Genomic DNA, 12,976 nt, shown 5'->3' on the forward strand with positions numbered 1-12,976 from the left:
CACGGACACGGCGATACGCCGCGTCCAGGTGCCCCCCGGAGTGGGCCGGGCGCTCCCGCGCCAAGCACGCATCCCTCTGACTCTCATGTTCCCCTACAGTCCGTGCACGGCCCAGGAATTGGACCACTCACGCGCACCGTAGCGAGGCAAAAAAGATGCCGCGTTCCCCCAAACGGGACTTGTTGATCTTTAAGGAACCCCTACAACGGCAATCTTTATCCATCCGTGAGATCGGCGAGATCGGCGCCGTCCCACGGGCGCAGCGAAGACCCGACAGGCTCCCGGCAGACCTCCCACCCACCGGACCGAGGCGGCCGCCACCTGCACCGACGGCCGGTCGAGCCGGTCTAGCCGGTCGACAGGCGACCGGGTCCGTCCGGGGGCCTGTCGACCGGGTCCGTCCGGGGGCCCCTACTGCCGGGCTGGATGCTGTGCGGGGCTGCGTACCCGCTGCTGTCGGGTCCGCCCACTATTGCCCGATCACCCGGCGGGTGCACTCAGCGACCCTCGGGCGCCTCAGTGACCGGCGGCAGCGCCGGTCAGGGTGTGGGGCCGGCTGAAGGTGGCGGCCAGGAGTAGTCGTACGGTGGCGGGCTCCACGGTGCCTGGGCAGGCGATGGTTTGAACGGTCCCGCCCGATTGGCCATGAGGATCAACATCGTCGCGGCGACAAGCAGGCTGATGACGATCAGGGCAAGTCCGACGGGGTTACGAGGGTTGTAGTAGTAGCGGCTGGTTCCCCAGTTGCTTCGTTTGAAGACCGGCTCGTCGTCGTACCGCACAGGCTGCGTCCCAGGTCGAAGGTTGTCCGGCGCCCGCACTCCTCCAGCGGGCCTCCGCTCGCTCCCACCAGGAGCTGATGGCACTTTAGTCAGAAGGCGCAGCCGGCCGCCTTCCGGGCGGCTGGGAAGCATGCCGTAACCAAGCGAGTGACGGCGTGGCGCGGCTTCGTGGCTCGTCGCGCTGGGGGAACCGCTCGGCCCCTTCGCGCGTACCGAAGGGACCACAGGACCTGCAACGTCCGCTCGTAACTGGCGCATCGTGGACTGGGCGTTCGCCGAGGCCGACAATCGATCAGGTGGCCACGTGCATCCACGACGCTGTCGCGCCCGAAATCAACCGGACGGCGTGACCGGGGACCACACACCGAACCACTGCTCGGCGCCCCATTCCTCGAACCGTTCCACCTCGGTGAACCCCAGCTTCGCCGCGAGGCGCATCGAGCGCGCGTTGGCGGTCTGGGTGGTGAGCACTACTGGCTCGCCGGGAAGCGCGTCGGCGAACCAGTCGAGCGCCGCTGCGCACGCCTCGGCGGCGTACCCGTACCCCCACACCGCGGGCAGGAACATGGATTCCACTCCTCGCCGGCCTGGGAGAGAACGAGGAGACCGAAGCACCCGAGCTGTTCGACCGCTTGTTGGATGAACTCGGACTCGTTTCCGGCTGCCTGTCGATCCGGACGACGCCCGGTGGGCGCGGCCCGCCCCGCACCGGCGACGGGCCCGTACCTTCGACGAAGGCGGCCGCGGCCTGCTCCTGGTCGCCCAGCTCACGCAGGGCTGGGGCACCCGCCAGACGCACACCGGCAAGACGATCTGGGCCGAGCAGACCCTCCCCACCGCCTGATGGCCCTGGCGCGCCGAAGTCGTCCCCCGCCCGCCCATCCCACCTGAAGGCAGCAGCCGCCGAGGCACTGGGCCACGCACGCACAGACTGTGTCGGTTCGATGGGATCCTGCGGCTGGTCCGCGACGGACGCTCGCCGCGAACCGGCCGCGGGCGCTCGGCGGCCGGCCAGGTGCCGACCGTCTCGACGTAGTTCGTTCCGGCGACCTTCTTGCCCTCGTAGGTGCCGGTGAAGGCCGCGGTGCCTTCGATGCGAGGGCCCGCGCCGCCGAGTTCCCGGGCGTCCGTGCCGGTGATCCGGACGGAGCGTCCCGCCCACGCGGTCGGCTCCGGGGCGGCGCAGGGGGGTGCCGTTGTAGTGGACGACGGTCCTTGATGCCGTCTTTGCCGGGTGGGGCGGGCCGCCCGGCGCGCGGAGAACACCAAAAAACTGTTATCGCGCATGCCTCTCGTGCGTCTCCATGCCTCGCAGGGCGCTACGGCAAGGCGCGATGGCACAGGACCACCCCACCACACGGGAGCGAACGAAAAGATGGCAGAGCACAAAAGGCACCGGGTGAGCCGCCGAGGCATCCTGCGGATCGGCGCGGGAGTCGCCGTCGCGGGCGGCCTGGGCGGCGCCGCGGCGGCCGCGTTGAGCGGCGGCGGCGAGACCGGAGCCGCACCGACCCGGGCAACCACCGTCACTGCGGGATCCCCCGGGAGCACCACCACCCCCGCGGTCGCTTCCGCCACGAAGCCCACCCCCACCCGCACCACCGCCACCCCGGGTTCCGGCGGGGCCGGCAGGGCCGGGACGGGGGCCTTCACCTTCGCGCACCCCGGCATGCTGCACACCGACGGCGACATCGACCGCGCCAAGGTGGCGGTCGCCAGGGGGGACAACCCCTGGCTGGCCGGTTGGAAGCGACTGAGCGCCAACCGGCACGCCCAAAGCGGCTGGAAGGCCAACCCGCAGGCCACCGTCGTCCGCGGCGGCGGCTCCGGCCAGAACTACACCACCCTCTACAACGACATCCACGCCGCCTACCAGAACGCCCTGCGCTGGAAGATCGCCGGTACCAGGGTCAACGGCGACACCGCCCGCGACATCCTCAACGCCTGGTCGGCGACGCTCACCACCATCACGGGCAACGCCGACCGGTTCCTCGCCGCCGGACTCTACGGCTGGCAGTTCGCCAACGCCGCCGAGCTGATGCGGGGCTACTCCGGATTCGACCTGTCCCGCTTCCAAACGATGATGCGCACCGTCTTCCGCCCGGTGAACGAGGACTTCCTGACCCGCCACAACGGCGCGGTCATCACCAACTACTGGGCGAACTGGGACCTGTGCAACACCGCCTCGATCATGGCGACCGGCATCCTCTGCGACGACCGGGCGATGTTCGACCAGGCCGCCGACTACATGAAGCACGGCCCGGGCAACGGCTCCATCCCCCACGCGATTCCCTTCGTCTACCCATCGAGGGACCTGGCCCAGTGGCAGGAGTCCGGCCGCGACCAGGGCCACACGATGATGGGCATCGGACAGATGGGCGCGATCTGCGAAATGGCCTGGAGCCAGGGCGTGGACCTGTACGGCTACGACGACAACCGCTTCATGAAGGCCGCCCAGTACGTCGCCGGGTACAACCTCGGCGGCAGCGTACCGTTCACGACGTTCGCCTGGCGCAACGGAACCAGGGGCAAGTACAACGAGCAGACCGTGATCTCCGACGCCTCCCGCGGGCAGCTCCGCCCGGTCTGGGACATTCTCCACTTCCATTACGCGGGCCGCCGCGGACTGTCCGTCCCGTACATCACGGCGATGGCGAAGAAGGCGCGGCCCGATGGCGGCGGCGGGGACTACGGCCCCGACAGCGGCGGCTTCGACCAGCTCGGGTTCGGCACCCTGATGTACGCCAAGTAGCGTCGGGCACCTGAGGTGACAAGGACGGGAGAAGGGGCCAGGGTGGGCGAGCGGCAATGGGCGGGCACAGTGACCGCCGCGCAGGCCGGTGACCGGCAGGCATTGGACCAGCTCGTTGCCGGCTGGCTGCCGCTCGTCTACAACATCGTCGGCAGGGCGCTCAACGGCCACGCCGACGTGGACGACGTCGTGCAGGAGACCATGATTCGCGCCGTCGACCAGCTCGGTTCGCTGCGCGACCCGGACAGCTTCCGGTCCTGGTTGGTCGCCATCGCCATGCGCCAGGTCCGCCAGCGGGCCCGGCGCCGTACGGACGGGCGGGAGTTGGCCGAGCACGACGGCCCGGCCGGGGACTTCGCCGGGCTGACGGTGCTGCGGCTCCAGTTGGAGGGGCAGCGTCGGGAGGTCGCCGAGGCCGCGCGCTGGCTGGACGACGAGGACCGGCAACTGCTGTCCCTGTGGTGGCTGGAGGTGGCGGGCGAGCTGACCCGGCGGGAGCTCGCCGCGGCGGTCGGGGTCAGCCGGCAGCACGCCGCAGTGCGGGTTCAGCGGATGAAGGTGCGGCTGGAGACTGCCCGTGGCATCGTCCGCGCCCTGGACTCCTCCTGCGGGGATCTGCTGCGGCTGACCGAACACTGGGAGGGCACGACCGACTCGGTCTGGCGCAAGCGGCTGGCCCGGCACATCAGAGGCTGCCCGCGCTGCGGCGGGCCCGCCGAGGGCCTCGTTCCCGCCGACCGGCTGCTGGTCGGACTCGCCCTGGTGCCGGTACCGACCGGCTTCGCGGTCTCCCTCGTCATGGGCGCCAAGACCGCAGCTGCCGCCGCCCCGGTCGCCTGGTCGGCCAAGGTAGCGGGCCTACTGACCAAGCCGGTGGTGGCGGTCACGGCGGGGTCGGTGCTGGCCGCGGGCGGCGCGTACGTCGCGGTCCGGCAGCAGTCCGGCCCGCCCGAGCGGGCCGCGCCGCCGCCCGTGACCAGCACCGTACGCCCGCCGGCCCGCACGGCACCCGCCCCACCTGCTCCGTCCACGACACCCCCGCCTACCCCGCACACCGAGCTGTACGGCACGGTGGTGGACGCGCTGGACCAGGCGCCTGACCCGAACGACCCGCCCCGAACCCTGCCCCGACGCGCCGAGCGCGGCCTGACCCTGTCAGGTGCGCCGCCGACCGGTCTGGCCCACCGCGGCGAGCGTGTCACCTTCAGCGGCACGGGCTACGTCCGGGTCCGCTGGCAGATCCTGCCCGGCGAACGCGCCGGAAGCCTCGTCATGCCCACCTGGACCGGGCTCAGGGGCAAGCTCTTCCACGTGGCGTCCGGCGGCGGCCGGCGGATGGACGACGTACAGTCCGGGTCGGCGGACGGCACCACGTGGATGGGCGGCCCGGCCACCGGCCGCACGGTGCTGCCGGCCGAAACCCAGCGGATGTGGCAGAACGAGTACTTCTGGCTCGACGGCACCGTCACCCTCCACCAGAACGAGCGCGGCGCGGACTACAACCTTTTCGTCCAGCCCTCGGCCTGGCAGCAGATCACGGCCGACCTCACCGCCCGCCCCGACCCCGGCGCGGGCCTGCTCCGCTACGGCCTGGTCCGTGACACCGGCAACGACACCGCACCCGTACCGCAGTACCTCACCCGAGCCGACCCCACGGACCCGGCCGACGTGCCACAGCACTCCCGGGTCACCGACCGGCCAGTTGCCGACGGCGCCGCGCGCCGGGGCGTACCGACCGCACACTGACCCGCACCCTAGGAGCAATTCCCCATGACGCGATCCTGGCGCCTGCCGGTGGCGGCGGCCCTCGTGGCCGTTACACTCACGCCCCCGCTGCTCACGACTCCCGCGGTGGCCGCGAGCGGTGACATCACCGCCGCCGTCCTCGCGAACCGCGATGTCGTGCTGAGCGGCGACGCCGTCATCCGCGTCCCGGCGGGCACGCACACCTACACCGGGATGATCAGCGGCACGGGCTCCCTGCGCCTGTCGGGCACGGGCACCCTCGTCCTGTCCAGGGACAGCACCTTCACCCTGCCCGGCTCGCGCCGACACCAGCAGGTGACCGTCCGCGGCGGCAATCACCCGTACACCGTGATCAGCAACCCGGACCCACCCGCCGTTACCGTCGACGCGGGGGCGACCCTCCAGTACGGAACCGGCGCCGCCACCGGCCTGATCGGCGCGTTTCCCTACAACACGCCCGGCTACCAGCAGAACCAGGACAACATCCGGGTGGACGGCACCCTCCGGCTGTCCCTGACCCGGGTCTTCAACCTCGGCATCATCAGCGGCAGCGGCCTGGTCACCCAGCCCAGGAACATGTGGGGCACGCTCGACATCTGCGGCACCAACCCCTTCTCCGGGGTGCTGGACAACGGCACCGGCATGAACTTCGCCTCCGTCAACTGCACGGCGGCCCTGCCCAACGCCCGCAAGATCCTCAACCAGGGCTCATGGATCATCGACACCCCGCCCGGCCAGACCGTCGTCCAGCCGCAGCACTTCTACAACCGGGAATACGGCAGCGACATCAACGTGCACTCCCGGCCCGGCAGCAAAGTGATCCTGACCGGCTCCTACAGCTGGAGCGACCAGGGCGGGGACACCGACCCGTCGTTGAGCGATCCCGGCCTGAACCGGCGGACCGTAGCGCACCGGGTCAACACCCGCGGCACGAACATCGAGGGCGCGGACGTCCAGTGGGGAGACGGCACCACCCACGAGATATTCATGCCGGGGAACGCCCAGACCGAGTACATCAACCTGCACGCCAAGCGGCAGCGTTCGCGTCTCACCTTCGACTACGACGGACCCGTCACCCTCGGCGCGCCCATCGGCGGCGGCCAGTACCACGACACCCTCAGCACTCCCGGGGCCGGGGACATCGTCATCAAGGGCACCCGCGGCAACGACGTCACCTTCGCCGCAGTCCAGTTCTACGACGGATCCACCACAATCGAGCGGCACGCCACCCTGCACCTGGGCAGCGGCGCGGCCGGAGGTGACGGCGGCCTGTTCACGAAGGGCGCCCTGGACAAGGTCGTGGACGACGGCACGCTGGTGATCCGCAACACCAAGACCTCCATCACCCTGCCGCCGGTCTCCGGCAGCGGCTCCCTCACCCAGTCGGGAACCGCCACCACCACCCTCACCACCGCCGACTACACCGGCCGGACCTCGGTAGACAACGGCACACTGCGAGTGGCCGGCACGAGCCTGGCGACCTCCGGCGAGGTCGCCCTCACCTCCCCCACGGCCGTCCTGGACCTGACCGCGGCCCGGAACCTGACGGTTCGAAAACTCTCCGTCGTCAAGGGAGCGAAGATCATCGTGGCCGGCGGTGCCCACCTCGGAGCCATCAAGGGGAACCGTGTCACCTTCGGCGCAGCCGCCTTCACCGTCACCCACGCTGCAGGCGGCAGCACGGTGCTCACCGCCACCACCACCAGCGCCCAGGTCTCTCGCGCGGCCAAGGCGTCGCCCGGCGCGTCCCCGGCCGCGGTCGGCGAACCCACCTCCACCCCGTCCGCTCCCGCCGCCAAGGCCGGCGGCAGCAGCTCACCGGCCGTGTGGACGGCCGCGGGCCTGGCCGCCGCGTTCGCCGTGGCAGCGGCGGTGTGCGCCGCCACTCGCAGTCGTACCCGTGCCCGTGCCCGCCGCTCCGCCCGCCACGGCCGCTGACGCTGGCGCTGGCGCACGACCCTCGTCTCGCAAGAACTTGGATGCCTCGGACGTCCAGGAGGTCCTGTAGCTGTAGCCCTGCTGTGCGCGCTCACCCCGTGTTCCGGGCGTTCACCATCTACTACATGTTGATCATGTGGCCTGCGAGGCCGTGGACGGCTTCCTCCACTGACCACGAGTACCGCCGCGAAGGATGATCTTTGGTGGCGGCTCGCCGTCGCCGGGCCATCACGTGTACCACCAACGCATCCAGCGGACGTCGTTGCCGACAAACCCGCTGGTCGCACCGTCGGGACGACAGGATTTGAACCTGCGACCCCTTGACCCCCAGCCGGATCGCCACCATCCACCTGCCCCGCCGCGTGACCGCCGGTATTCAGGGCTTCTGGATCCCGGGCAATGCCCTGGACGGAAGCGAAGTCTGACCCCCGTCCACGGGGGACTTGCGTGGGATGGCTCCTGTCCAGCAGTTTTGATCCGACTCACGGGCATCACGCCCCTAAGACCTACCCCTGACACCTGCCCCACGGACACACCACGGGGTCATCACCAACGAGCGATCCGACAGCCACACGAACACCAACGATTCGAAGGTTTGATAACAGCTCTTGACGACTTGTCCGGTACGGACACAAGGGATCGTCGCGCTGTCGGCGCATGGATACCTTCACAGCCAAACAGCCCAACGACTGGGGACAACGGCAGGCGCCATCGCCCCCAGCTTGTCGCCTTCGACTTCTTCATCACGGCCCGTGGCACCGACAGGTTGGGAGACCCGGTCCAGCGTGTCGCGCAGCGAGCGCAGTTCGTCCTTCACAGCTTTGGAGTCCCACGATTCGCATTGGTGATCACCACGTGGTGGCCCCAATCACCCGCCCAGCCCGCACCTGCGTGCTCCAAATGCCGCGTCAATTCCGTGTGTGATCGGGACCGAAGCCTTGTGTATCGCGATGCCCCAGCACGCCGAGCCGGCATGCGGGAGCATCCCATGGCCCTCGCCTGAAGCGACGCCCGATGGTTTCGGACAGCAGTTCTCCAGTGGCGGTAAGTGCCCGCCTCCCTGACGCTGGCCTGGACGAGTCCCCCGTCTGCTACCGGGCTTTCCGGAAGGATCCCCCATGGCTGTCACCATGACCGACCACTTGGTCCCCCACACCTCGACCGTCCCCGCCACGAAGGGCCAACCGGTCGAACTCTTCGTACGGGAGCGCGACGGCACACCCTCCGGTGCTCCTGCGGCCCGCAAGGTCGTCCTCATGCTGCACGGCAGGAGCGTTCCAGTGCTGGCCGGTTTCGATCTTCAGCACACCTCGTACGGTTGGGCTGAGGCACTGGCCAAAGCCGGTTACGACGTCTTCATGTTGGACCTCCAGGGCATGGGCCGGTCACCCCGTCCCCGGATGGACGACCCGTGCAACGTCAATCCCGGGCAGCACGCCGCCGTTACTCCCCCGCTGACGAGCCCGTGCGCCCCGAGCTACCCCTTCGTACTGACCAACTCCCAGAGCGACCAGGACGAACTCAGCACCGTGGTCGAGTACATCCGGAGCACGTGCAACGTCGCGAAGGTCGCCCTCATCGGCTGGTCGGCGGCCGCCTTCGCCATGGGCCCATACGCGATCAAGAATCCGGGGAAGGTGGAGAGCCTGTTCCTGCTCGCGCCGATCTTCCCGCCGCTGGGCCCCTCGAACCCGCCGACGCTGCCGGCGCCCGGCTTCCCCACCAACGTGCTCACCCTCACGGGCTTCGAACAGGCATGGACCAACGAGGTGCACTGTACGAACCAGCGCGAACCCGGCATGGTCGACGTCGTGTGGAGCGCCCTCATGGACAACGACCCGATCGGCCGTACCTGGGGAAAGGTCCTGCCGTCCGGAAAGCCCGTCGGCGTCAGCCGGTTCCGGAATTTCGTGACGTGGGGCTGGAACAACAGCACCGCGGGCCAGGGCGGCGTCCTGGGCGGAAGCGTGCCCGTGCTCATCGTGCACGGCGAGCACGACAAGACCGCCAACACCACACCACCCAGCGCCATCAAGGCGCTCGACTTCCACGTCCCCGCGCTCTACGACGCCATCACGGGGTCTCACAAGCTCCTGGTCACGGTGGAGTGCGCCGGCCACTCAATGCCCTGGGAAGGGCAGCACAACAACCTGCACAACCTGTCGAAGCACTGGCTCAAGCACACCAAGGTCGACGGCAAGACCCACGGCGTCTTCGACATGGACCAGAACGGCAACATCAACCCGACACCCTAGCCTCACGCTGTCACGCGACAGGTCGCCCGGCGGGTGATCAGAAACGCGAAGGGTGATCCGAGCAAGGCCCTGTTGGATTGCCGACGACGGCTGAAAAGATCCACCCGACGCCGAGACCGAGGCCAGCGGGCCCAGCCCGGTCGACTGCACGCGTCCGGGCAGCAAGCACGACGCCCTCACCAACAGCCAGGGCATCCCGCTTGCGGTGTCGCTGACCGGCAGGAATCGCAACGACATCACACAGTTGCCGGCCGACCCGGGCCGCCGCACCCTGAACTCGGTCCCGCCGTGCGGAGCCACTTGGGTGAAATGGCCGCCCGGCGGAATCGGGGCGGAGATCTCCCTCCCGGGCAAGCTGCCCCGGGACCTGAGTGAACTCGAACTGATCAAATTCCTCAGGAGCAAGGCGGCGGCGGTGCGCGCCGCTCTGGCGTCGGTATCGGTCCCCAGCCCAAATCGAACTGATGCAGTTCGCGCAATGGCTGATCGACCCCACGCAGCCCCCCGTCATCACCGACAACGTGCGCCGGCTGATGCTGTTCGTGAGCAACGGTTATAAGGATCCGGAGCGGCTCTTTCGGCAGTTCTTCTACGTGTTCGCCGCTACAGCACTCGCGCTAGGCCGATGGGACGCCTGGAACGAAGCCGAGATCAACGCGGCCCGCAGCCGGTCGGTCACCGTGAAGGCCTCCACAATCACACGCAACGAGTGCGGTGACGACGGAGGAGGCATCTACTGCTCCGTGCTGTCGCACATCTCGGTCGCCGACTGCCGGATCGACGGCAACAGCGCGGGCGGCGGCGTCCGCCTGTCGATGGGCTCTTCGGGGTCCTTCACCAACTGCGTCGTCGACCACAACGTGTGCGGCACAAGACCGGGCGTGCAGATATCCACCGCCCGGCCGGCCTCATCCATCAGCTTCGGCGGCTTCAAGTTCAACAGGCCCGCGAAACCCTCCGTTCCTGTGGCAACGGCGGGAGGAGGCGGTATCTCGGTCCGCAACGCGGACGTCGCATTGACGAAAACCTTGATCGGAACATCGCCAGGCGGGCCGACGGGCAACATCACCAGCGATCATCCCGGCGGGAGCCTGCTGGTGTACGCGGACACCGAAGGCGACATGGCAGGTTTCCCTGACATGTGGACCACGATCCAGCACGACGTCTTCGAGGTGCGCAGCATCCGGGTGACGGTGGACGCGGGCTGCCGGATCACGGGGAACAGCAGCGGATTCCGAACCGGACCGACCCCGGTTGCCGCACCCCTGTTCGCCAAAGGCGGGGGTGTCTTCCTCCTGCACGGCAGCTTCCCCGACGCGCCCTCGATCGAGGTGTCCATCGCGGACGTCGCCTCCACCGTCCGGGGCAACCTCGCACAGGTCCACCCCTATGTGTCCAGCTTTGTGCCGAACCTCGCCATCCTCGCAGCCCACGAGGTCTGCATCCAGGCATCAAGGGTCGCAAGGAGTGGACGGAAACCAATGACGCCCCTCTGATCAAAGCCGGGACGCTTCTCTGGCCCTAACGCACAGGCTCAAGATCGCGTCCTACATGGTCAGTTTGAAGAGCCACTTGTAACAGCACAGGAGCCACCGGCGCCCTGCCGAAACGCGACGAGCAGATGGTCCGCCTCGAACAGCGCACGCGAAGGACCTCGTCACCTCCCATGCGACGGCCGAGAAACGGAAATACCTGCACCGGTACGCGACTTGGCACCTCCAGCGAGTCCTTCGCCGGCGTAGCCGCGGCAAGGACATCACGCACTACCAGGACCAGGCCGCGCGGCAACATCCTCTGACGGCCGTCTCGCGGAGCGGTCCGCATCCGCCTCGGCGCCGTTCCGGTGGACCTACCCGCATCCGTCGCTGACCTGGCCCTTCAGCAGGTTGAGGTTCGCCACAGCAATGCCGCCCTCAGTCGAACGGACTCGCCCTGGCTCTTTCCCGGAGGCCAGCCCGGCCGCCCGATCAGCGCCTCCGGACCGTTCACACCCGGGGCCCTGCCGGGGCCACGAGCCCGTCGGCTCCGCAGCTCCACCGTCGACCAGCATGAGCGCGAACGGTGATGGGTGCAGTTCCTTTGGGAGGACACAACCACGCTCTCCGCCCCCCGGCGCGGGTGCCGGACGCCGCCTGCGGGCTCATCATGGGAGCATGATGGACCTGTTCCCGCCGATGCCGCTGATGGAGTGGCGAGATACCAAGGAGACGCTGCACCGCTTCGCGCAGATCGTCGGCAAGATCCGTCTCGCGGCGAGCGCCCGGTGCAACCACTGGTGGAACGTCCCGTTTCATCTCACGGGGCGCGGCATCACCACGCGTCCGATGGGGCAGGCCGACGGGAACCCGATCTTCACGATCGACTTCGACTTCGTCGACCACCGGCTCGTCGTCGCGACGCTGGACGGCGAAGAGCGATCCTTCCCACTTCCGGGCCAGTCCGTCGCGTCCTTCCACGACGCGACCCTGGCCGCTCTGGCCGCACTGGGGGTCCGGGTGGACATCGCCATTCCCAGGCCCTTCGACCTGCCCGACGCCGGCCGGCCGTTCGCCGAGGACACCGAGCACGCGACCTACGATCCCGTGGCCGCCAACCGCTACTGGCGGATCCTGAGCCAGGTGGCGTGCGTGCTGGAGGAGTTCGCGGCGGGCTACTCGGGAAAGCACAGTCCGGTGCACCACTTCTGGCATACCTTCGACATCGCTCACAGCCGGTTCTCCGGGCGACGGATCGACCAGCCCCCGCAGACCGACCCCGTCACCCGGGAGGCGTACTCCCGCGAAGTGATCAGCTTCGGCTTCTGGTTCGGCGACGAAACCTTCACCGAGCCCGCCTTCTACTCCTACACTGCCCCCGAGCCCGCCGACCTGGCCGGGGAGGCGCTCAGCCCTGCGTCCGCGCAGTGGGTCGCGCGCGGCGCCAGCCACCTGGCCGTGTTGCGCTACGACGCGGCCCGCGTCGAGACCGATCCCCGTGCCGCCGTCCTCGCCTTCTACGAAAGCGCCTACCGGGCCGGGGCCGGACGCGCCGGATGGGACATCGCGGCGCTCGCGTGCCCCGGAGGCATCACGGACCCGTTGCGGCAGATCTGACTCCCGGACCGGAGAGCCCAACGATCGAGCGCGGTCAGTGGAGCTGCCGCTCCCAGTCCGCAGGGACCTTGTCCTGGGGGCCCGGAGTGGACTGCGAAGCCGGGTGCGCGGTGGGCGGGGCCAGCTCCGGCCCCTCGTAGTACTGATCGGTCTCGATGTTCCAGAACCAGTCCTCACCCGGTTCGAAGCTGGTCAGCAGAGGGTGTCCGGCCTCGCGCGCGTGTTTCGTGCCATGCTGCGCGGGCGAGGTGTCGCAGCATCCGATGTGACCGCAGGCAGCGCAGCGCCGCAGGTGGAACCACCACCCCGGTCCGTCCCCCGCCAAGCACTCCACGCACCCGGTTCCGCTGGGCATTGCGGTCGGATCGAGGCCTGGGATCTGCTGGTGTGCCATGAGGGAGAACCTCTCTC

The 12,976-nt window shown here is 69.1% G+C and carries 8 protein-coding genes and 3 pseudogenes; 8 read left to right on the forward strand and 3 right to left on the reverse strand.

Features of this window, described 5'->3' with window-relative positions:
• Positions 1 to 1,115: 1,115 nt before the first annotated feature.
• Positions 1,116 to 1,349: pseudogene (locus AC07DC_RS04880) on the reverse strand (GNAT family N-acetyltransferase); the annotation flags it as partial.
• A gap of 133 nt (positions 1,350 to 1,482) precedes the next feature.
• On the opposite strand from AC07DC_RS04880, the pseudogene AC07DC_RS04885 reads away from it, so the two are divergent.
• The 4 genes and pseudogenes from AC07DC_RS04885 to AC07DC_RS04900 all read left to right on the forward strand — a co-directional run.
• Positions 1,483 to 1,626, forward strand: a pseudogene (locus AC07DC_RS04885) (ATP-binding protein); the annotation flags it as partial.
• 531 nt (positions 1,627 to 2,157) lie between these two features.
• Complete coding sequence (locus AC07DC_RS04890) at positions 2,158 to 3,534, forward strand: alginate lyase family protein (protein ID WP_478911857.1); 1,377 nt, start codon at positions 2,158 to 2,160, stop codon at positions 3,532 to 3,534.
• 42 nt (positions 3,535 to 3,576) lie between these two features.
• Complete coding sequence (locus AC07DC_RS04895; protein ID WP_478911859.1) at positions 3,577 to 5,280, forward strand: sigma-70 family RNA polymerase sigma factor; 1,704 nt, start codon at positions 3,577 to 3,579, stop codon at positions 5,278 to 5,280.
• 24 nt (positions 5,281 to 5,304) lie between these two features.
• On the forward strand, positions 5,305 to 7,218 hold the full coding sequence (locus AC07DC_RS04900; protein ID WP_478911861.1) for an autotransporter: 1,914 nt from the start codon (positions 5,305 to 5,307) through the stop codon (positions 7,216 to 7,218).
• Positions 7,219 to 7,885: 667 nt separating this feature from the next.
• Here the strand turns inward: AC07DC_RS04900 and AC07DC_RS04905 are convergent.
• A complete protein-coding gene (locus AC07DC_RS04905; RefSeq protein ID WP_478911863.1) occupies positions 7,886 to 8,035 on the reverse strand; it encodes a hypothetical protein in 150 nt (49 codons plus the stop codon).
• Between the two features lie 301 nt (positions 8,036 to 8,336).
• Between AC07DC_RS04905 and AC07DC_RS04910 the strand changes: the two genes are divergently transcribed.
• The 4 genes and pseudogenes from AC07DC_RS04910 (at position 8,337) to AC07DC_RS04925 (ending at position 12,565) form a co-directional block, all read left to right on the forward strand.
• A complete protein-coding gene (locus AC07DC_RS04910; RefSeq protein ID WP_478911865.1) occupies positions 8,337 to 9,473 on the forward strand; it encodes an alpha/beta fold hydrolase in 1,137 nt (378 codons plus the stop codon).
• Between the two features lie 127 nt (positions 9,474 to 9,600).
• Positions 9,601 to 9,720: pseudogene (locus tag AC07DC_RS04915) on the forward strand (IS5/IS1182 family transposase); the annotation flags it as partial.
• 217 nt (positions 9,721 to 9,937) lie between these two features.
• The gene (locus tag AC07DC_RS04920; protein WP_478911867.1) at positions 9,938 to 10,969 is read left to right on the forward strand and encodes a right-handed parallel beta-helix repeat-containing protein; all 1,032 of its coding nucleotides are present in this window, start codon (positions 9,938 to 9,940) and stop codon (positions 10,967 to 10,969) included.
• A gap of 660 nt (positions 10,970 to 11,629) precedes the next feature.
• Positions 11,630 to 12,565, forward strand: a complete 936-nt coding sequence (locus AC07DC_RS04925) for a DUF5996 family protein (protein ID WP_478912614.1) — start codon at positions 11,630 to 11,632, stop codon at positions 12,563 to 12,565.
• A gap of 34 nt (positions 12,566 to 12,599) precedes the next feature.
• On the opposite strand, the gene AC07DC_RS04930 is transcribed toward AC07DC_RS04925, so the two are convergent.
• On the reverse strand, positions 12,600 to 12,959 hold the full coding sequence (locus AC07DC_RS04930; protein WP_478911869.1) for a UBP-type zinc finger domain-containing protein: 360 nt from the start codon (positions 12,957 to 12,959) through the stop codon (positions 12,600 to 12,602).
• Between the last annotated feature and the right edge of the window lie 17 nt (positions 12,960 to 12,976).

Source organism: Streptomyces sp. NPDC045021 (genome assembly GCF_056432645.1).